Below are 22,656 nucleotides of genomic sequence, written 5' to 3' on the forward strand. Positions count from 1 at the left end.
GTAACTGAAGAGTCTCAACTGCAAACCTCGGGAACACTCACCATCACCGATACAGACAAAGGTGAAGCCCACTTCTCGAATACCGATATCGCAGGCCAATTAGGTACCCTACATCTTAAAGATAACGGTGATTGGACTTACGATTTAGATAACAAAAACCCAACGGTACAAGCATTAGGTCAAGGTAAAACCACCACCGATAGCATTACCGTGCATTCCGCGGATGGCACAACACATCAAATAATGGTGACCATAAATGGTAGCAACAATGTGGCCACTATTGCTGGCGTTGATACTGGTTCAATAACCGAAAACAGCGCGGGTGTCGACATGTCACCCGACTATGCTCACTCAGGCATCGCCACACTTGGCAATACAACACTCTATGCTGATGGCAAGCTGACCATCACAGACCCCGATGTAGGCGAGTCAGGATTTGAACGCCAAGGCAGCAATGGTTACGACTATCACGGCACCTATGGCGATCTAATCTTACTCACCGATGGCACCTGGCATTACCATGCCGATGCTGGGCATCTATCAGGTATAGGTGCTAGACCCACAACGCGTGGCACTGCAATTGACCAACTTGGTGAAGGGCAAAGCTTAACCGATACGATTACAGTCCATTCAAAAGATGGTACAACACACGATATTGTCATCACCATTCACGGCAGTAACGACAGACCTTACTGTTCATCTGAAGTGGTGCTTGCAAATGGCAGTGAAGATACACGCCAAACCTTAACCACCGCGCAACTGTTAGCGAATACCGTCGATGTGGATGCCAATGACGCCGGTAAACTAACCATTGAAAACCTGCATGCTGACCATGGATCCATTCTAAACAATGCCGATGGCACGTTTACCTTTACCCCAGAAAAAGACTATAACGGCGATGTACACTTTAGCTATGACGTTAAGGATGCACACGGTGGTGTGACCCACACCGGCGCAACCACCAACTTAGCTGCGGTTAACGACAACCCTGATGTGACGCCTTTAACCGACAGTGTCAGTGAGGGGGCCGATAATCATCACACCCTCAATCTGCTAGTAGGTGCCACAGATAAAGACGGCGACGCTTTAACTATCAGTCACCTTGAATATGCCATCGATGGCCAACCTCAGTCGGGCCAACTTCCAACGGGCATTACCTTAGATGCTGATGGGCATACGTTAATTGTTGATGCCACTGATCCCGCATTTAATCATTTGGCCAATGGTCAGTCGCAACAAATCGCTATCACTTATCAAGTAGAAGATGGCCATGGTGGAAGTACGCAACAAACCGCCACGCTTACGATTGCCGGGACAGATGATAAAGCCACACTGGTTTCTAATGTCATTCAGCTCACTGAAACACAAGCGCTGGATAGTGAATTTAAATTCTATAGAGGCCAGCTTCAGCTAATTGACCCTGATAGTGGTGATAACACTCAGTTTGTTTTTAGCGGGAAGTATTTAGGCCAAGGGGTTGAGCCTGGTCACCTTGATGTTTGGCCTAATGGCACTTATCAATTCAGATTAGAAGCTGTTACCAATCGTCATGCGGACGATCTCATTGGTAGCCTACATGCTGGCGAGTCGATGGAGCTCCCCTACGAAATCGAAACCAATGATGGTCAAAAGCTCACCATTATGGTGAAGGTGACCGGTGAAGATAACCAAGCAAAAATTGAAGTAACGCCCTACTCCAGCCTCAATAATCATGTTTACGAAGATCACACTTCCTTTGGCAATACCACTAATCAGCTCAGCAGTGGTGGCACGTTACACGTGATTGACCCCGATCACGACCAAGCCGGTTTTATTGCACAAACCATCACCACCGCCGAAGGTGGTCGGTTCAATATCAACGCAAAGGGCCATTGGTCATACGATATTGACAATGATAAAGTCCAACATTTAGGCGCAGGGGAAAGCTTCCAGCAAACCTTTACCGTTGAATCTATCGATGGCAGTGCTAAAAAAGATATCACAGTGACCGTTCATGGCACCAATGATGCGCCAATTGCCTCGGCTGAAGTGCGTTTAGCGAATGGCTTAGAAGATAGCAAAATTGTCCTCACCCCAGCACTGCTACTTGCTAACACAACTGATATCGATGATAACGATATTGGCAAATTATCCATTGAGAACCTACACGCCGACCATGGTTCGATATTAATTAATGGCGATGGCACCTTTACCTTTACGCCAGAAAAAGACTATAACGGCGATGTCCATTTTAGCTATGACGTCAAAGATGCCCACGGTGGTGTGACCCACACCGGTGCATCAACAACACTCTCGGCAGTTGGCGATGCTGCGATCTTCGCCGGAGATAAAAGCGGTCAAATAACAGAAGATCGCCACGTACAAGGTGATGCCCAACATACGATATTTGTCACTGGCGTGTTGAATGTTATCGATCCTGATGCCGGTGAAGATCATTTTTACGACACTCGTAATGCCCATGCGATCAGTGATCCCTATGGCGGTCATCTGACCATTGGAAAAGCCGGTGATTGGGCTTATTCGGTTCCCAATGCCAATATTCAGCACTTAGCGGCAGGGCAAGTCGAGCAGGTTCAATATGAAGTAACGACCGCTGGTGGTGATAAACAAATTATTACCATCAATGTGCATGGCACTAATGATAAACCAACAGTTTCTGAAGTTATCGCAGGTGCACATAACATTGATGAAGATGCTGCAAATGCGACCTCTGGGCAAATTATTATCAGCGATGTTGATCATAGCGATCAACATTCTGTCAGTATTGATAGCCAACATCAGCCACAGTATGGTTCTGTTACCTATAATAGCAATACACAAACTTGGGTCTACACACTTAATAACAGCAATAGCCATGTTAATGCTTTAAATAATGGTGAACAATTGACCGATAAGTTTTCTCTATTAGTCGATGATGGACACGGGGGCATTACAACTCAAGAAGTTGAAATGCGCATTGATGGACACAGCGATGTTCCACCAATGCCAACCCTAGTTGCCCCTGCAAAAATTACCGGCAGTGCAGGCAATCAGGACCTGCATGCCTCAATCGGAATTCCTCCAATTATTCACCAAGGAACGCCTACGCCAATGACAGGCTGGGGAATATCAGATCACCACGGACACTCTCTCACTGCATTACACGGTCAATTTGGTACTTTGCATGTCAATCCTGCAACCGGAGAGTTGAGTTACGATTACCAACAAACTTCATCAGGCGTCGTTAAGACACATACAGGAGGCTCTTACGGTAGTGGTACAGACGAAACCGACTCGTTTGTTTTAACCCTAGGAGGCGATCAAAACTCACAAGTCGCGGTGCACCTACATTTGCACTCGCAATCCGTCCATGGAAACAGCGGACATCACATTGACCAAACCACACTAACTGGCATGGATTTATCGCCAATCGCTCCATCACCTCCTCCAGCACCCGGCATGAGCCAAGCGGATGAACCGGATGCCTCTTTCAGCACCCCTGATGAAGTTACTCTTAATTTTGATGAGGTGACGGCAAACCTAGAACATACAGCGATAGGCGAACACGAACAGCGTTCTGGTGCCCATGCTTACCTAGACGCTCTGGGTATTAATGCTGACTCGCCGTCTATAGATTCACCGTCACACAATGTACCAGTAGCGCATGATATCGATATCATTTTCAGTGATGCCGAGAGTGCTTATGGGGCTGAGCAAACTGACGATGGTATGAGTGATGGGCTGTCTCACCATACCGATAACCCATCTATTGATGATTCTTTACACCATCATAATGACGTTGACGGACTGCCTGACATAGACCCAAATAACTAGAACATCACCCCTTCGGTTAGATAAAAAAAGGAGCACGGCATGTGCTCCTTTTTTATGCAAGCCAGAGTGGAGGACTTTACCTCTCTCCAAACGCCACGCTAACATTGGTATAAATCGGTTTCCATAAGTATTGGAACACCGACTTCTCGCCAGTTGTGATGTCTACTTCACCCGTCATACCCGGCAGTATGGAAAAGCTTTCAGGGTTATCACGGAAGTAAGGCGTATCAACCGACACTACAACTTCATAATAGATCTCGCCACGTTCGCTTTGACTTGTGGTCGGTGAAATACTCTCTACCGCCCCTTTTAAAGCCCCAAAGCGGCTGTAATCAAACGCATCAATCTTGACTCGAGTGGGCTGCCCAACACTCACAAAACCAATATCTCTTGGGGACAAACGTGCTTTGAAGTCAGCGTTCCCTCCGACAGGCACAATTTCAACTACCGTGCCACCCGGCTGAATAACACCACCATCCTGCGTGCTTGGTATGCTTTGCACCAAGCCTTGTAGCGGTGACACTAACATAGTGTTCGTCAATTTAGCTTGGCTTGAACGAACTCTAGCATTCAATGCTGATAAGTCAGATACGGCTTTAGAACGATCATCGCTCACTTTAGCTTTCGCTTCCGCCAGAAGCTGTATGATTTTTTGGTCATTACTGTCAGCTTGTCTAATCAATACCGACTTCTTACCACGAGCTTCTTCGATTTTCTGTTCGATACTGGCCAATTTTTGTCGCATTTCAAGCACACGTAAACGTGAAATGTTACCAGCTTTATAACCCTTCTCCAGTATGTTCAACTCTTGCTTAGTCGCATTTAACTCTTTCTCATAACTCGGCAAGGCCTTTTCTACGCTACGAAGCTGCTCTGCAATTTGCTCGCTCTCTTTCTCAAGCACCACACGCTTTTGGAAGTAGAGGGCTTTTTGCGCGTTCAGCTGCGCTTTTTGCTGGCTGACGATCTCTGGGTAATCGACCTCAAACTCAGCAAGGTTAGGCTCACGTTGCTCAAGCAGCGCATTCATACGTTCCACACTGGCTAGAAGCGTCACTTGTTGGGACTTTAGCTCTTCAAGGGCGGTACGCTGGAAAGTGGCATCAAACTCAACAAGCGGCTGGCCTTTCTCTACCAACTGGCCTTCTTTAACAAGAATTTGCTTTAACTTACCGCCAATCGCACTTTGTAATACTTGCTTCTCGCCTTCCGGAATCACAGCACCTTTGGCTTTGGCGATTTCATCAACTTGAGTGACTACAGACCAAGTGGCAAAAGCAATAACACATAAGGCAACCGACCATGTGGCCAGCGCCAATGTACGAGCCGTATTTTGTGATTCAACAAGCTCACCGTAGCGCTTGCCCTTCTCGATAGATTGTTTAGTCATTAGCGACTCCTTGCTTAGACTCTGATTGTTCTTGTTGGGCTGCATTTTGTTGAGCAGACGCCTCTTGAGTTGACGGCTGTAGCTCTTGAGATAACGGTTGCTCAGATAACTGCGGTTCTTGAGAAGCTTGAGGCTCTGAAGGCTGTTCCTGCTTCGAAGACTGCTCCGGCTCTAATGGACCGGCATAAACCACTGCACCTTCATTTAATACCACCACTTTATCGGCAAGCTTGATTAAATCCGGATCGTGGGACGTGTAAATCACCGTTGCTTTTCCTTTTTTCGACTGCACAAACTCACCAAATATACGTTTAGCATTTGGGTGAGCATCAGGCACAGGATTATCCATTAAGAACATTGGGTAGTCATAAACCAGCGCTTTTGCATCAATTAGGATCTGCGCGACGCTGCCAGACAACATGTCAAAAAGGCTGTCCGGCTGAATACTGCTGATGGAAGTATCGAGCCCACCTGATAATGTCTCGAACCAACGCTTTCCGCCGACCATTTCAATTGCAGAGATCATTTTCTGATCTTCGACTTTGTGACCGTCGTTTAGCCACTCTCGAATACTCAGCGTAAGCAAATCAGGATATGCGGCTCGAATGAAACACCAGTGGCGATAAAGCTGCGGGTCGTATTGAACGAGGTTAACGCCTTCAAGCTCGACCATGCCATTTTTGATAGGCTGCAAGCCAGACAGCACTTCAATTAATGTTGATTTACCGCTCCCAGAAGGGCCGGTAATCGCGACAACTTCACCGGCTTCAATATCAAAACTCACACCATTCAAAGCGGGGCGACTCTGTTTGGGATAGCGCAGCGTCACTTGGTCTAATTTCAAGTTAGGCGCTACCACGGGTAACGGGTGATGCTGGTAACTGAATTCACGCTCAGACGGCTGAGACAAAATACGGTTCACTTGCAGCTTGGATTGATTAAAGCTATTAAAACGCATCGCGCCGTTTGCCAACACCTGAGCAGGACCCGTCACCTTAGATATCAACATCATTGAAGCAATCAAACCACCGGGCGTCATCACTTGTTCAAAAATAAGTCCTATGCCTAACCCCATCACGGCGAGTGTCGAGCCCACACCAATGAAATAGTAAATCGAGGTGTACCGACTCTGGAGAACCGATTGATTAAAGGTCACTGTTGAAGCAAGAAGATTGGCTTTTTTGAAACGTTGAATCCAGTGCTCTGAGAATCCAGCACTGCGAATAAAGGCAAGCTTGGATGACAGCTCATTAGTCATGTTTTGACGATTCGTACCTGCGACTGTCGATTGCATCGAGCGCTTGCTGCTAGAGCGTATCGAGCGTTTTGCTAGCAAGTAATAAAGGATTAAAGAGACGACTGGAACCAGTACCAACCATCCGCCTAAAACTCCTATCGCTAGTACAAAAATTAGAATGAATGGTAGGTCAAATAACGCATTTCCTAATGGCCCCGATAGCACACCTGAAATACGCTCTGACAACATCACTTGGTTTTGCTGACTAGAAGAAGCTGTTTGCTGATTTTGAGCATAGCTATTACGAAGCAGACGCTGCACGAGGGATTGAGAAATCTCACGACTTACTCGGTTGGAAACTGAAGCAAACACTCGGCTACGTAATGTTCTCAACCAACCCATCATCACAAACAACAACGCCGCACCAATGGCGATACCTTGCAACTCATGCCCTGCATCACCACCAATCACATGGTCATAAATCGACATCGTGATGAAGGGAACAGCAAGCGCAAATAAGTTAGTGATAAAGCTGACCAATAACAATTTAGGAATGATGGGGCGAAACGCATGTAACCTTTCACCAACCCAATCAGGAGAGGCCTTCTCTAATGGTGGCCCTTCGATAACAATACAAAACTGAGGGACATCGGTGATGTCGTTATTGGCATTAAAGGCAACAAATTGCTTGGATTCCAAATGACCAGAGACCAGCTCATGTTCACCAAGTACCAGTAAGACCAATTTATGTTCACCAACTTCATCTAGGTTGGCAACCAAGCGATAAGGCAGTGCAAGCCTGTCGAACAAGGCAAACATATCGTCGATTGATTCAATGCCATTTTCATCGACCCATTGATGTGCGAACAACTGGATATTAGCATTAACTTCCAACTGCTTAAGAACGGAAAGGCTCTCGGTTTCTAAATGATTCATCACCTCTTGTCGACCGCTGGTATCTGCACGGTTGTTCGTACCTGAAGGGTTACCAATATCTAAACGATTCATACGACGGCCTCCTGATTGCTCTCGCTGTCGACCGTAATAGCTCGACTTTCCACTGTAATGATTCGATTAGCAAATTCGCGAAGCTTCGAATGGTAGCTCACCATCAGTATCGTGCGTCCTGCCGTTACTTCTTCTTCCAACACCTTAGCTAGATTCCCAAGGGCGTCTAAATCAAGTGAAGAATCCGGCCTTTCCAACATGATTATGGGTTTATCACTTGCCAATTGAGCCGCGATATTGAGCATTTTCACGTTACCCATACTCAACAAAGAAGCACTCGTATGGCCAATTTGTGTCTCTAGTCCATCGGGTAATCGAGTAATCTCTTTGGTTAAACCCAAACGCTTTGCATAGTCACTGGCGCTTTGCGTTTTCTCAGGGTCAAACCCGCACAAGTTGTCGAGAATAGTACCCGACACCAACTGCCCTTTAACGCCACAGTAGGCAGCAATATTGGTTACGGATGCGATTGAAACTGCAGCTCCGTTAATGAAGCACTCACCCGCTTTTAGATCATCAATACCTGCAATCGACGACAATAAATGACTGTTGGTGTGGCGATCTTCACTCTCTAACAAAACCAACTCACCTTTATTCAGTGTGACATCTGCATGAGAGAGTTCACCATATCTTTCAACGGTCGCTTGCTTGATTTCCAACGTCTCAAAGTCAGATAAGTGGTTCTCAACTTGCTCAGAATCTGAAGATTCCGATAATGATAAGTCACTCAATTTTTCTATTGCCTGATTGGCACTGTGTATTGAATTAAGCTTGATTCTAACCCCAACCAGAGCACTCAAAGGCGCAACCGCTCTGCCAGATAAGATAGAACATGCCGCCAAGCCACCAGTAGTTAACTGACCATCCAACACCCACAAGCTCCCCGTAATTACGAGTAAAACTGACGTGGCTAATGCGGCAAGCTGAATACATTCTTGGGCAAAGGCGTTCTGTTCTTCTTCTCTCGCTTTAGACTGAGAGCGAACGTTATTGAGGGATTTAAACTGATTGAAGATTCGAGACTCAACAGCCTGACGTTTGATTCCTTGAATGGTTTGGCTCAGTAAAATCAAGAACGCTTTTCGCTCCTGCTCATCTTGGGAAGCTTCTTCACTTAAGCTTTTAACGCGAATAGAAGATAACCAAACGATTCCGAGAGTAATCAGCCAAACTGCCAAAGGTATCGCCACCAGCTCACCGCCGATGTAAGCCACCAAGCCCAAGAAGATCAAGGCAAAAGGCAAATCAATAAAGCCTGCAATCACACCACCGGAATACCAATCTTTGACTTTGGATACAGAACCAAGCCCCTCTTCCACGCCGCCAACACCAATGTGGCGGAGATGGCCTGATGAAGCCGTTGTTACTCTTTCAACCAAAGTTTGATAGGTCGCTTTCTCGGTATTGCTGGCCGCGGCTGACAAAAGCCAAGTACGCACAAACCGGATCAATGCTTCCATGGCAACAGCCAACGCTGCACCCGCCAACAACAAAGTGGCAGTACCGTAACTTTGGTTAGGTAAAATACGATCGTAAATTTGCAAAACCGTTAACGGAACGGCGAGAGAGAGAAGATTTATGAGTAAAGAAGGCAGTAAGACTTTCCCCACCACCCCTTTGTTTTTCATTGAACTTGCGGGCATACACAATCCTTATCCATGCTTATGAAATAAGATTGGTACACCATGTTGAGTATTGCAAGGTAACGGACTGATTTAACGTGTTTTTCAATATAAATATGACACAGATCTTTCTACACAAATCTGTGGCTATACCCGTACCTTAAAAACGCTCCTTACAAACGCTCGTTACAAGTGCTCCTTACAAACAATTGTCGTAATCCGTTATCGCCTGCTTTAACTTTGAAAAGTCTGAGTTACATAAATACGGTTTCAGCGCTTCAAATTTATCTGAGGGCCACTCGTATATTTTGAATGACATGAGTTCGTCAATAACGGACTCATCAAAGCGGTGTTTAACGACTTTAGCTGGAGAACCACCGACAATGCTGTATGGAGCGACGTCTTTAGTCACCACACTATTCGCTGCAACCACAGCGCCTTCGCCAATCGTCACACCGGGCATCACCATCGCTCTCATGCCTAACCACACCCCATCTTCAATGTGAGTGTCACCTTTGCCAATGTAGGCATCGTCGATTACATCCATAAATGGATACAGCGAAAACCAATCAACTCTGTGGGTATGGTTGCCACCCATTAAAATCACAACCTCTGCGCCAATGCAGACATAATCGCCGATATGGAGTTCGTCGATTTCCCATCGAGGCTCCCACTGGCGGCTGACTTCGTCGCCATGTAAATAACGGACGACAGATTGCTCGAACCCATTATCCCAGCAATCGCTGTAATAACTGTGTTGACCTTTTACGTGAATATTGGGGTTGGTTACGACTTCATGCAGCAACTCGAATTTGGACCAATGCTTCTTTTGCATTTTTACCTCTGAATGATCTATTAAGTTTTATTCGTTAACTATCAAAATGTTCGACGATGCAAATCCAAGGTGCACAAACTAACGCCCTATAAACACAGGGTTCACTGGGATGAATAGTGAGTATCACGCTTAAATCATAGCAATATCGCTAAAACTAAAGAGACGTCAGTGGATTCGAGGTTGCTTAAGAAGAGGAAGTAGTTTCAAAGTTTGCTCAGTTTTTATCGATAACTTGGTTGGATAATTTACAGGCGTAGTGTAACTGTTTAGTCGCGCCAATTTGACAGGAAGATGTGATTAATAAGGTTTCAAATTTCGTTTCGTGGAATACGGAATGAACAAGAGCCTGCGCGATTACACAGGCTCAAACTTAGACTCAGCTATAAACTTCGGAGCTCGCTTGGAGCTGGGCTCAGCGACTACATGCGTGCAAGCTGTACTTTTCTGTCTTTATTCACCACGCAGAAGTTACCGCGCTTAGTACGACACTTAGAGCATCGTTCGCATTCAACAGGGCTTCTATCCCCTTCCTTCCAACGCTTCACTAAATGGGGTTCAGAAAGCAGCGGTCTTGAAAGCGCGAAGTACTCAATGCCCGTGTTGTTTGCAATCGCTTCGATAGCATCAAAATCCGTTAGACCACCAACCGTGATCACTGGGATATTAACGTCTTGGCTAATCGCGTGACCATACTCATGGAAGTAGCCTTCAGCTTGAATGGTAAAACCATCGTGCGACTCGCCAATCATAGTGTCTGCTTTGCCATGAATATTGCCTGACACGACAATGCCATCCACACCCACTTGTTCAAGCTTTTTACAGACAATACGTGTTTCCTCAAAGGTGACGCCACCTTCAAAAAACTCGGATGCCGTGAGCTTAACCAAGATAGGGAAATCATCACCCACCAGCTTACGTGTCGCGGTATAGATCTCTAACAAAAATCTCATGCGGTTTTCTAAGCTACCGCCGTATTCATCTTCACGTTGGTTGTAATAAGGGCTTAGAAATTGGTTAATCAGGTAAGTGTGAGCGGCATGAACTTCAACGCCATCAAAGCCTGACTTTTGTGCTCTCAAAGACGCTTGAGCAAACGCATCAACAATGTAGTCGATCTCGTCTGTGGTCATCGCTTTACCTAGTGTTTGAGTGCCTTTTTCTGGAACCTCACTTGGTGCGTAGATCACTCGTTCGCCAAGATCATGCGTGGTTTTGGTGCCACCATAAGCTAATTGCATCACGATTTTAGAGTCGTTGTCGTGCACCAGTTGAGTCAGCTTTTGATACTCTTCAATGAATGAGTCGTTATACATACCCATCATGCCTGCATTCGGCTTTTCTTCTTCAACAATGTTCGCGTAGCCCGTCACGATCAGGCCGACTTCACCTTGAGCCAACTCTTCATAGATAGCGTACAGTTTATCTGTCATATGCCCATCTTCGGTGGCCATATTTTCCCACGTTGCACTTCTCATGAAGCGATTCTTTAGTGTCATCTTGCCAATGTGGGTTTCTGTAAACAAAGTGCTCAAGTGTCTTCCTCTCAAAATCGTGTTACGCAAGTTACCCATTAAGCATGGGCACTGATTCAGGCGGATACTACAGAGAATAAGGCAGCGAAAACTTAATCTAGATTAAGAGAGCGGCACTCTCATGTGAGAAAGATATAGAAAGCATCAAAAAGAGATAAAAAAGATTGGAGAAATGGTAACAAAAGAAAGTCGCTAAGTTTTAATAAGCGACTTTGTTCAATTTAATCTGGACTAAGTCAATGGTTCTTACGAGAGGTGTCCACCTGCGAATTTCTGCCTGCTAACAGTTATTTGAACTCATAGGTGTAAGACGCGCCAACACTGTTATTTTCACCGAAATCGTCCTCAGCAAAAATAGTGAAGAAGTTGAATGATTGAGCGTCACTCAACTTGTAGCTAGCACCGACGCCTGCCCAATACCCTGAATAATCATCAGACCCCATTGAACCGCCACCGAAGCCCATAATCGACCACTCATCCGTAATCGTTTTTAAACCAAAGGCACCAATGTAGCCACCATGTGTTGAACTCGGCATCAATACATAATCAGAGCCAACGTTATCATCATCGAAAACCGCCACTTCGCCATCATTATAACTGTAGCCAGCCATAGGGAAGATTTGCCAACCGAACGGCTCAATGTCGAAATAACTCAGTGGTATAAACGTACCAATACTGTAGTTGTTCTTATAAGCATCGTTGTCGTATTCAGAGCGGCTAAAGTTGAAATTGACGATCCCCATAGGCAACAACCATGAACCGCCTACTCGCCACTCTTCACCGTCAGCATTAACACGAGCGTTGATCATTCGCGCTTCATCAAGCCCAATAGACCCAGAGAACTGCAGATCTTCGTTATAAGCAACGCCAGCTTTGGTTACGATTTTAGTCGGATCATCAGGGTGCTTCTCTTCAGCAAAAGCACCCGTTGAAAATAAAGACACTAAAGTAATGATTAGTAGATTACGTAATGTCATTAGAAGGTCGCGCTAACACCAACAAAGTGGATACGGCCATCGAATGAACCGTCAACCATGAATCGGTCCATATCTACTGAACCCAAGTCAGCATATTCGTAGAACACGTCAATTAAGATATCATCCCAATAGGTAGATGCACCCACTGAGTAGCGATACTGCTCACCAACGGGAAGATCAACATACTGCATTGTCGGGTCGTCTTGTGGAGAAGTTTCGTAAGAGAAACCGGCTTTCAAACGCCAGTCTGAGTTAAGTTGGTAATCTGCACCAACTGCAAACTTCCATACATCGTCCCAATCGCGCAATAGTGTTTGATTAATTGGAAGGTTACCATTTTGGTTTGTACCCAAATCTAAAACAGTGCTATCCCATTGACTCCAACGATGAAATTGCACACTAGCTAATAGATCAAGCTGAGTATTAAATGCATAACTCAAACTGGCATCAACAATTTCAGGTACATCTATACCAGTATTTAATGAACGCTGGCCGCCAGTAAATACATTCACATCATTGTTAAATTCATGTTCGAGTTTAGAACGATAACTAGCACCCAATTTAAGCTTGTCTGTCGGTGTGTACATTACGCCAAGGTTATAGCCATAAGCCCAATCAGTGTCTTGCTTAGCTGTAAAAAGAGAGGATGATTGCTGTAATGCAGCCCAACTTAATTGTACACCCGCCCCAACCGACCACTGGTCATTCAGTTGGTAACTCAGTGATGGATTCACTTGCATCGCAGTAAGCGTAATATCTTGAAGTAAAAGATGACCTGCCCATTCGTTACCGTAATCAACGCTAGAGCCACCAACGGCACCAAGTGCAATACCAAGGTGTAATTTGTCAGTGACTTGATGCGCGTGGAAGACACCAAATGAAGGCATCACTGTATGTGCTTTACCGTCTTGCTTATCGCCGTTGTCTTGATACTGCATCTCAAGATCGAACGCCATGGTATTGATGGTCGTTTTGCTTTCGCCCATGTGAGACATAGTGGCAGGGTTTGTCCACATCGCCGCTGCAGATCGAGTGTAAACACCGTCGCCAGCACCAGTAGTACCAGCGTTGGCAACGACAGCTTCTTGCAAAAACAGGCCACTTGCGAATGCATTTAAGCTCGTAAAAATTGCAGTGGCAGCTAGAGAGTAAGTAAAAGTTTTGTTCATCAGAGCGCTCATTTAGCCTTAGACATTAAATTGCTCTAAGGTTACCGCAAAGCCCCATAAACAAAGGGAATATCGATTATTCCTGTACAAACATTATTTGAACTTTCTTGCTAAGTAAGAGCGTGGCTTGTCAGGATGAATTTCACGCTGTGCTGCTATCGCTCGGTTCTTACCTAACCCTACTTTGATCTGATACCAAGTTTCGTAGAACACAGCCATTCCGGGGCTTGACCACCAAATCTTGTTGTAGAGTTTCTTATTAGCAGCGACGACATCTGGCGACCGATTCGCACACTCAAGTGCCAACGCATAGGCTTCAGCGTAAGGATCTTCGGCAATCTTGGTCACCAACCCATATTCTTTAGCGGTTTCACAGTCGATCACTTTGGCCGTCATCGCCATTTCAAGGGTGTGATCTTTACGCATCAGCTCTCTAAAAGCGATAGCGCCTCCCATGTCTGGAATCAGACCCCACTTTGCTTCCAATATAGAGAAGTTCGCATCCGGGCTAGCAATTCTAAAATCACCCCCACTGACCAATTGCAGGCCGCCTCCCCAACAACGACCATGAATCGCAAAAATGACAGGGCATGGAATATCTCGCCAACCCAATGAAAAGCGTTGTGCAGCGTTAGGCAATGTCGGTAGCCATTTAAACAAGAGCTTCATCGCCCCAGATTTACTGGTTAATAGGGACTTAACATCAAGCCCTGAACAAAAATCAGAACCCTCACCTTTTACTATTACGGCACGAATCTCGGTGTTCTTTTTCAGCTGAGTCACCATGTTATTCACGCCTTGAAACATTGCCATATCAATAGCATTGAGCTTATCGGGTCGATTCAACACAACCGTCGCAATTTGGTTTTCATCGATAGAACAAGTAATACGATCGAGGTTTGGCATGGTGGCTACCTTATCAGTGGTCAGACCTTTAGGTTATACATTTTATTAACATATGCCAAACTTGCACATTAAGAAGCGAGACCTGTGTTGCTTAACGTCTTTCCCTTTACACAAACGACATCAACAAAAAAGCAGTGATGGATCGCTCCATTCACTGCTTTTCATCCGTAGCTTTTATCGCCAATGGCTTTGATTGCCAGTAGCTTTGATTAGCAATGGCTTTCGGTCATGAGCAAAACCTATGTTCTTCGAGATTTCAGTAGCAAGAAGATAAAGTAGCTGCCAGCAATAATGGAAACTAACGTCCCTGCCGCAAGCTGCGCTCGGAACACTACCACTTGCCCTAAGCAGTCAGAAAATAGCATATATTCTGGTAACTTAAACCAAAGCGCTGAACATTAAAAAGGCCATTGAAATTCATCATTTCAATGGCCTTCTCGTTCCTACTAGCCAGGCAGCTAGCTAATTACCTAAGCAACTAACTGAGCTGAGACTCTCTCGCTTCTTGGCTACTGAAACCACGCAAAATGTTAAACAGGGTAATCAATGTGAACAGCATGATAACGAGCGATAAATGCCACGCTTCCCCTAACCCTAACTGAACCAGGCCCATACTCACCATTGAAGACACCACCATCTGCCCGCCACCAGACATCGCAGCCGCCGCGCCAGCGTTCTTCTTATAAGGCAACATCACTAACGCCTGAGCACAAGGTAACGCAATACCATTACCAAGGATCATCAAGAACTGGCCAAGCATGAGATACAAAGGTTCGAGTGGACAGAAGAACAGCCACAAGGCCGCAGCAACGTGCAATACAGGTGTGCATAACAGAGTTTTCTTGTTACCCAGCATAGGGCGAATACGGTTACATAAGCCTGTTCCGCCAAGCATGCCTAATGCTGGAATCACCGCCCACATCGCGTATTCATCTGACGTCATACCAATCTGGTTTTGCATGATAAATGGCATCACCGACACAGTGGTGATCATCAAGCTAAAGTTAAGCCAACCGATACTCGCAAAGCTCATAAAATAACGAGAAGTGAGTAACTCTTTATATTGAGAAACCATTCTCTTAGGCGAAGGGATCGCCGAAACCTGAGTGACGGTTTCCTTAAATTTGAACGCTAACACCACCCAAGCTAATGAGACATAGCCAAGTAGCGAGATAAACACCATGCTCCAGCCAAAATGGAAGTTAATGAATCCACCGATAACGGGCGCGATCAAAGGTGTTATAGACGCAACCATAGCAATGTAAGACATCGCCAAAGGCAAGTCTGCCCCACTGAATCTGTCTCGCGTAGAAGCACGAGCAAGTACCGCGCAACAACCGGTTCCTAAGCCTTGCAGGAATCGCCCCATCACCATGCTAGTAAACGAATGGCTGAAGAAGATGATCATCAATAACCCAAGCATGGCAATCAACAAACCGCTTAGCAGTACCTTCTTGCGTCCCAAAGCATCGGAAATAGGGCCATAAATAAACTGGGAAGGACCAAAGCCCAATAAATACACACTCACCAAAAGCTGAGCTTGCTCTAGCGAGACATCAAAGTCTTTGGCGATCCAAGGTAAAGAAGGAAACACCAAGCCCATACTGAGCTGGCCGATACTGATGACCAAACACGCAAGTAAGATCGATTTAAAATCAAATCCACGACTCATCGTTTAATACGTCCATTTGAATAAAAATCGTGCGTATCTAACTCACAACATAAAAACTGAGAAAATAGCGAAAATGCTGCTGGTGAGTTGTTCATAATGCTCCGACGGGATCAAATAGAGAAAGGCACAGTAAACATACGTGAGCTTGTATAATCATACAATAGGCGTTCAACTAAATATGTGAATAGTCACTTTTCAGCAACCTCGGCTTTCCGCCAATCGGTCACAAGCGCTAGACTAACACTAGATGCTCATAATCAAGGGATTTCAATGAACACTCATCACCGTATTTTTTCATGTGCTTTGGCGCTGCTTGCCTCTGGTCCTATAACGTCAGCCTTTGCATGGCAGGCAGAGAAGATCACCGACGGACTCGTGATCCCTTGGGGGCTGGCTTATGTCAACGATAAGTCCATGTTAGTCACAGAAAAATCAGGCGTCATTAAACATGTCGATTTAAAAACAGGCGATCAAAACACACTGTTCAGGCTGCCCAATGTATGGGCGAAAGGCCAAGGTGGATTATTGGATATCGCACTCTCCCCTTTTGAAAACGGAAAGCTCTACGTCACTTACAGTAAAGACGTCGATAGTGAAGGCGTAACGACACTGGCTTCTGCTAATTACAGCAATAATGAAGTCACCAATTGGACAGATGTGTTTGTATCTAAATCTAGAACGGACACCGGACGTCACTTTGGTAGCCGTATCACCTTTGATGATAGCCACCTGTATTTTTCAATCGGCGACCGTGGTGATCGAGACAACGGCCAAGACACCATGACTCACGCCGGATCAATATTACGACTGAATGCCGATGGAAGCACACCAAGCGATAACCCATTCACGGATAACAACAAAGTGCTCAATGAAATTTGGAGCTTTGGCCATCGTAATCCACAAGGTCTGTATTACGATTTCCCGACTCAAAAGCTTTGGTCGATTGAACACGGCCCTCGCGGTGGTGATGAAATTAACCTAATAAAAGCGGGTGCCAACTATGGGTGGCCTGTCACCTCACACGGAAAAGAGTATTGGGGCCCTATCAGCGTTGGCGAATCGGAAACCAAAGATGGTATTGAAGCGCCAAAAAAAGTCTATGTTCCTTCAATCGCTCCGGGGAGCTTGATTGTTTACCAAGGCGATAAGTACCCAGAGCTGAAAGGCAAACTGCTGGCTGGCGCACTAAAACTTACTCACATCAATATTGTGACAGTCAATGAACAAGGTGAGGCAATCGAGGAAGAACGCATTTTAGAGGACTTGGGCGAAAGGGTAAGAGACATCGAAACTTCACCAAACGGAGACATCTTCTTCAGCACTGATAATGGCAACCTGTACCGCTTGAAAAAGTAGCCGAGACCTCGTTCAAGTAAAGGCACTTACCTTACAACGACATTTATAAATATAAGCCGTTAAAAGTGGGCTCAACGCCCAGTTAGCGGCTTTAAATTTGCAAAAATGAATGCGCTAAAACAGTGCATTTACTCCAAATTCGTCATCAATTTCGACCACCTTTTTCACAAAAACTACAACAAATCACCATACAACTGTAACTCCATGATATTTAAGGAATGCAAAGTTTGACTACCCCCAAGTTTCTGCAACCTTTCCCTATGTATTCGATTGACTATCCCCTGATTTGATTTAGACTCGTTCCCGGCTAGAAAGAAAGTTCTTTGTATATAAACATTTCGTTGGATTACTAGTAACCCCGTTGTGTTGTACGCAATAGCAATAAACTTTTCCACGCTATCAGTGCCACAATTGGCTCAAAATAAAAATTTAATTTTAGGATATCATCATGTCTAACACAGTTACTGGTACAGTAAAATGGTTCAACGAAACTAAAGGCTTCGGCTTCATTCAACAAGAAAACGGCCCAGACGTATTCGCACACTTCTCTGCTATCACTGGCGACGGTTTCAAAACTCTTGCTGAAGGCCAAAAAGTTGAGTTCGTAGTATCTCAAGGTCAAAAAGGCCCACAAGCTGACAGCATCAAAGTACTTTAATTTAGTATTTTAAAGCTTTCTAAAAATAGCCAGCCTCTGCTGGCTATTTTTTTACCCGCTATTCAGAGATTTAAGGTAATATTCCCCTTCACTATTTCTACCTAAGACACCCTCTCAATGGCTCTTAAACCGACAATCTACAAGTTTCGTATCTCTTTAACCGATATGAATCGCGACTATTACGACTCTTTCAATCTAACGGTTGCACAACACCCTTCTGAAACAGAACAGCGAATGATGGCTCGAATCATGGCTTTCTGTATCAATGCGTCTCCTGAACTTGAGTTCACTAAAGGGTTGTCTAGCATTGAAGAACCCGATTTATGGCAGAAGTCGTTAGACGATCAAATCCTAGAATGGGTCGATGTGGGCGAACCCGATCCAGAGCGTGTTAAGAAGGCAACTCGCCTATCTAAATCAGTACGCGTATTCAGCTTCAACACTAAATCAAACGTTTGGTGGGAGCAGAACAAAGGTAAATTCGGCTACCTAAAAGCTCAGATCGTTCGTCTAGACAACGATGGTATTGAGCAGCTAGCGGCGATGACACAACGTACGATGGATCTTTCAGTCATGCTGACGGGTAACTCTGCTTTCATTAACAGCGATACTCAATCGGCAGAAGTAACGTGGGAAGAGCTACAGAGTAATGACTGAGCGTCCAACCCCGAATAATTCGCAAACAGCAGCTAGCCAGCTAGAAGAAGCCAAGCAACAAGCCGACGCGCAGCAAGAAATCAAAGCTAAACAACAAGCTAGAACCAAGCTTCACCAGTGTTTAAAAGAAGCAGGTTTAGGTTCAGTCAAAGCGCTCTCGACAGGCTACGAGAAAGAGCTGTCGTCATTTATTGATGAAAACCACGCTTTGTTTAAACACGCTTGCGAGAACAAGCCGGAGAACTCTGCACGTCAGACGTTGCTTGGCTTGCTAACCAAGGTACATATCGATGCAAGCTATCGCTTTGAAAGCAATAAAGAAGCGAATGAGGCGATGCAAAATGTATTCGATAATACAGTGGGAACTGAGCACAGCGACAAGTTACAAAACTCTAACGCTCAACAGTTAAAACTAGTCACGCATTTGTGGTTGTTCATTCAAGGACGACTAGGAATGGATTACAGCCTAGCCAATGATCACGCAGCTGTAGCCGCTACGCTACTGTCTCGTATATCGAGAAGCAGTGATGATGAGATTCGCGTAGAGTTCATGGCGAGTTTTTACGATGGTTTGAGCATCTATCAAGCCGAGAACAAGCCATCCGGTATTGTTCACCACTTAAAGCGTTTGTTTAACCTTTCTTAAGCACTCCACCAGCGACTGATTCTAGTTACGCTCTATATGCTTTCAACAAACGTTAAGATATAGAGCGTGCTTTTTCTGCTTGGCCGCAACAGATTCCCTATTACGTTCATTCCTCACTTTAGGGAATGGCGAAAGTGAATAAGTCGCTCATTCTTCACTTTAGGGAATAACAGCATTTTCAGCCATTACAGTTGACTTCATTGCAGGCGTAAAAAAGCCCCGCATAAAGCGAGGCTTAGAATATTTTCAACGAACTTCAATTTACAAAGGCTAAATCACGTGCATCCAATAACGAAACGTATTAACGCAGGCCGTGTAAGAATTCGTGGCGCGTTGCTGGGTTTGATCTGAAGATACCGCCCAGAGCTGTTGTTGTCGTTTCGCTAGTCGCGTCCATTACACCGCGTGATTTCACGCAGTAGTGAACCGCATCCATGGTGACAGCAACGTCATCAGTTTCGAGTAGCGTTTGCAGTGCAACAAGGATCTGCTGCGTCATACGTTCTTGAACTTGTGGGCGCTGAGCAAAGAATCGAACAATACGGTTAATCTTTGAAAGGCCGATGATTTTCCCACGAGGGATATAAGCGACCGCAGTCTTACCATCAATCGTCACTAAGTGGTGCTCACAAGTACTGGTCACGGTAATGTCTTTTACTCGTACCATCTCACGAACGCCCATCTTGTTTTCGATTACCGTAATTTTAGGGAAATTGGCGTAATCCAAACCAGAGAAAATTTCATCCACGTACATTTTAGCAATACGTTGCGGTGTTTCTTCCAGACTATCGTCCGTAAGATCAAGTTCAAGGAGAGTGAGAATCTCACGCATATGGTGTTCGATTCGTTCCTTTTTCTCTTCTCGGCTAACCTGGTTTGGACTCATTGGTGTCTCTAAACCACGGCTTGCTAGCGCATCTTTAACCAACTTCGCTGATTCGCTAAGACCTGACATTGAACTTCCTCTTTTATTACCCCTTCTGGATGGCAAACAAGGATACTCGGAATTTTGAATAAATACACCCATATTTTAAGGGAGGTCATTATTTACGGGGCTTAAACTGTGCTAGAGTGGCTAGAATTTCGTTGGCGAACCATCATGATTTGATAACTATTGAATCCCTATTGCCAACCGCCAAATCAAAATAATAACGATCAAAGGATTTCAATTATGGGCTGTTGCGACGCTCCGGGCTTGATGCCAATTGAAGAAGCACTAGATAAGCTGCTATCACCAATTCAACCTATTCAAACGACCTTATCACTGCCATTAGCAGAAGCATTGGGTTACGTACTTGCTGAAGATATTCTATCCCCTATTTTCGTCCCTCCTTTTGATAACTCAGCAATGGACGGCTATGCACTGCGCTTAGCAGACCTAGAGAACAGTAAAGTGCTGCCTTTAGCGGGCAAGTCCTTTGCAGGTCAACCTTTTGAAGGTGAATGGCCAGCAAACACCTGTATTCGCATTATGACTGGCGCAAAGATCCCGGAAGGTTGTGACGTCGTAATCATGCAAGAAAACACGGCTGAAACTGACGCTGGCATTGAGATTCAGCAAGACGACATCAAGCTGAACAATAACATTCGCCCTACCGGTGACGACATCAAGCAAGGCGATATCGTTCTTAGCCGTGGCGAACGTTTAACACCTCGTGACATTCCAATGATTGCTTCGCTCGGTGTGAGTCATGTAACTGTGGCACACAAACCTAAAGTCGCTTTCTTCTCTACTGGCGATGAGCTCAAGCCATTAGGTCAGCCTCTTGAAGATGGTCAGATCTACGACAGCAACCGCTACGGTATCAAACCACTGATTGAAGCGTTTGGTTGCGAAGCAATTGACCTAGGTATTATTCCTGATTGCCCAGCAACGCTTAAAGAAACCTTTGTAAAAGCGCAAGAACTGGCAGACGTAGTTGTCACTTCTGGTGGCGTAAGTGTCGGCGAAGCTGATTACACCAAAGACATTCTTGAAGAGCTTGGCGAAATCGGCTTTTGGAAACTAGCAATCAAACCAGGTAAACCATTCGCATTTGGTGAGCTAGACAACGCTTGGTTCTGTGGCCTACCGGGTAACCCAGTATCAGCAATGATGACTATGTATGTGTTAGTTCAGCCTATGCTGGCTAAATTAGCTGGTCACACAGCATGGACAGCACCAGAGTCGATTCCTGCTATCACTAAATCTGCATTCAAAAAAGGCCCAGGCCGTACTGATTACCAACGTGGCATCTACTCGATTGAAAACGGTAAGTTTGTAGTAGAAACAACAGGTAACCAAAGCTCTGGCGCTTTCCGCTCAATGAGCTTAGCAAACTGCTTTGTGGTACTAGAGCGCGAACGTGGCCGTGTTGAAGTCGGTGAAACGGTTCAGATTCAACTGTTTAACTCCACGCTTTACTAACGAGGCTTGCTGATGGAAATACTGTCTGACGCAGAGATGCTTCGCTATAACCGCCAGATCATTCTCAAGCAGTTTGATTTTGAGGGTCAAGAAGCGCTGAAACAGAGCTCGATTTTGGTGTTAGGTGCGGGTGGTTTAGGCTGTGCCTCTGCTCAATACCTTGCGACTGCGGGTATTGGTAAGCTAATGCTGATCGACGACGATGTTGTCGAGCTTTCAAACTTGCAACGACAAGTGCTTCACACCGATGCTGATATTGGTAAGAAGAAAGTCGTTTCAGCCGCTGAATCATTACAGGTGTTAAACCCACACCTTAGAGTTGAAACGGTCGACCACAGACTTGATGACGAGGCACTAGCAAAGCTCATTGAAGCGCATTCGTTAGTACTTGATGCCAGCGACAACGTTGAAACGCGCAATCAACTTAACCGTTTGTGTTACGCCTCAAAAACGCCACTTGTATCGGGCGCTGCGATTCGCATGGAAGGTCAGATTAGTGTCTTCACTTATCAAGATGCTGACGCACCCTGTTACCAGTGTTTAAGCGCTCTATTTGGCAACGCTGCTCTAAGCTGTGTTGAAGCCGGTGTGATGGCACCTGTTGTTGGCATGGTAGGCGCGGCTCAGGCTTTGGAAGCTATCAAGGTTATTGCCAAGTTTGGACAACCAAAGCAAGGCAAACTTTTGATTCTCGATGCCATGTCTCACAGCTGGCGTGAAATGAATTTAATAAAGATGCCTAATTGTTCGGTGTGTGGTAAGTAATAAAAA

17 protein-coding genes are annotated in these 22,656 nt (G+C 45.3%); 7 read left to right on the forward strand and 10 right to left on the reverse strand.

What is annotated here, in order from left to right:
• Positions 1-3,813 (forward strand): VCBS domain-containing protein (locus AB4307_RS02855; protein ID WP_372131045.1); only part of this gene is annotated, 3,813 nt, incomplete at its 5' end.
• A 76-nt stretch (positions 3,814-3,889) separates the two neighbouring features.
• Here the strand turns inward: AB4307_RS02855 and AB4307_RS02860 are convergent.
• From AB4307_RS02860 to AB4307_RS02900, 9 genes are all read right to left on the reverse strand, one after another.
• Complete coding sequence (locus AB4307_RS02860; protein WP_017061737.1) at positions 3,890-5,203, reverse strand: HlyD family type I secretion periplasmic adaptor subunit; 1,314 nt, start codon at positions 5,201-5,203, stop codon at positions 3,890-3,892.
• On the reverse strand, positions 5,196-7,448 hold the full coding sequence (locus tag AB4307_RS02865) for an ABC transporter transmembrane domain-containing protein (protein WP_372131047.1): 2,253 nt from the start codon (positions 7,446-7,448) through the stop codon (positions 5,196-5,198). The genes AB4307_RS02860 and AB4307_RS02865 overlap by 8 nt, the downstream gene beginning before the upstream one ends.
• A complete protein-coding gene (locus tag AB4307_RS02870) occupies positions 7,445-9,091 on the reverse strand; it encodes an ABC transporter transmembrane domain-containing protein (RefSeq protein WP_017066510.1) in 1,647 nt (548 codons plus the stop codon). The genes AB4307_RS02865 and AB4307_RS02870 overlap by 4 nt, the downstream gene beginning before the upstream one ends.
• Positions 9,092-9,269: 178 nt before the next feature.
• On the reverse strand, positions 9,270-9,905 hold the full coding sequence (locus tag AB4307_RS02875; RefSeq protein ID WP_136982819.1) for a CatB-related O-acetyltransferase: 636 nt from the start codon (positions 9,903-9,905) through the stop codon (positions 9,270-9,272).
• 419 nt (positions 9,906-10,324) lie between these two features.
• Positions 10,325-11,437: an NADH:flavin oxidoreductase gene (locus AB4307_RS02880; protein ID WP_372131049.1), complete on the reverse strand. Its 1,113-nt coding sequence runs from the start codon at positions 11,435-11,437 to the stop codon at positions 10,325-10,327.
• A gap of 287 nt (positions 11,438-11,724) precedes the next feature.
• Positions 11,725-12,414: a hypothetical protein gene (locus AB4307_RS02885; RefSeq protein ID WP_017061732.1), complete on the reverse strand. Its 690-nt coding sequence runs from the start codon at positions 12,412-12,414 to the stop codon at positions 11,725-11,727.
• Entirely contained in the window at positions 12,414-13,583 is a 1,170-nt protein-coding gene (locus tag AB4307_RS02890) for an OmpP1/FadL family transporter (protein WP_104216140.1), read from the reverse strand. Before AB4307_RS02890 ends, AB4307_RS02885 begins: the two co-directional genes overlap by 1 nt.
• Positions 13,584-13,676: 93 nt before the next feature.
• Positions 13,677-14,489 (reverse strand): crotonase/enoyl-CoA hydratase family protein, encoded by an 813-nt coding sequence (locus tag AB4307_RS02895; RefSeq protein ID WP_017066674.1) that lies wholly within the window; start codon positions 14,487-14,489, stop codon positions 13,677-13,679.
• A gap of 478 nt (positions 14,490-14,967) precedes the next feature.
• Positions 14,968-16,161 carry a multidrug effflux MFS transporter gene (locus AB4307_RS02900; RefSeq protein ID WP_136976044.1) on the reverse strand — a complete coding sequence of 398 codons (1,194 nt, stop codon included), beginning with the start codon at positions 16,159-16,161 and terminating at the stop codon, positions 14,968-14,970.
• Positions 16,162-16,431: 270 nt separating this feature from the next.
• Between AB4307_RS02900 and AB4307_RS02905 the strand changes: the two genes are divergently transcribed.
• The 4 genes from AB4307_RS02905 (at position 16,432) to AB4307_RS02920 (ending at position 19,478) form a co-directional block, all read left to right on the forward strand.
• A complete protein-coding gene (locus AB4307_RS02905; protein WP_372131052.1) occupies positions 16,432-17,517 on the forward strand; it encodes a PQQ-dependent sugar dehydrogenase in 1,086 nt (361 codons plus the stop codon).
• 448 nt (positions 17,518-17,965) lie between these two features.
• Positions 17,966-18,175, forward strand: a complete 210-nt coding sequence (locus tag AB4307_RS02910) for a cold-shock protein (RefSeq protein WP_010430417.1) — start codon at positions 17,966-17,968, stop codon at positions 18,173-18,175.
• Positions 18,176-18,292: 117 nt separating this feature from the next.
• Entirely contained in the window at positions 18,293-18,832 is a 540-nt protein-coding gene (locus AB4307_RS02915; protein WP_017061727.1) for a YaeQ family protein, read from the forward strand.
• Complete coding sequence (locus AB4307_RS02920) at positions 18,825-19,478, forward strand: hypothetical protein (protein ID WP_229648331.1); 654 nt, start codon at positions 18,825-18,827, stop codon at positions 19,476-19,478. Before AB4307_RS02915 ends, AB4307_RS02920 begins: the two co-directional genes overlap by 8 nt.
• Before the next feature lie 301 nt (positions 19,479-19,779).
• Here AB4307_RS02920 and folE read toward each other — a convergent pair whose 3' ends face one another.
• A complete protein-coding gene (gene folE, locus AB4307_RS02925; protein ID WP_017061725.1) occupies positions 19,780-20,433 on the reverse strand; it encodes a GTP cyclohydrolase I FolE in 654 nt (217 codons plus the stop codon).
• Positions 20,434-20,649: 216 nt separating this feature from the next.
• Between folE and moeA the strand changes: the two genes are divergently transcribed.
• Together moeA and moeB are read left to right on the forward strand one after the other, a co-directional pair.
• Positions 20,650-21,885 carry a molybdopterin molybdotransferase MoeA gene (gene moeA / locus AB4307_RS02930; protein ID WP_102393097.1) on the forward strand — a complete coding sequence of 412 codons (1,236 nt, stop codon included), beginning with the start codon at positions 20,650-20,652 and terminating at the stop codon, positions 21,883-21,885.
• Positions 21,886-21,897: 12 nt separating this feature from the next.
• Positions 21,898-22,650 (forward strand): molybdopterin-synthase adenylyltransferase MoeB, encoded by a 753-nt coding sequence (gene moeB / locus AB4307_RS02935; protein ID WP_065583719.1) that lies wholly within the window; start codon positions 21,898-21,900, stop codon positions 22,648-22,650.
• Positions 22,651-22,656 lie beyond the last annotated feature (6 nt).

This window comes from Vibrio sp. 10N.261.52.C2 (assembly GCF_041471425.1).
Taxonomy (GTDB): Bacteria; Pseudomonadota; Gammaproteobacteria; order Enterobacterales; family Vibrionaceae; genus Vibrio; species Vibrio crassostreae_C.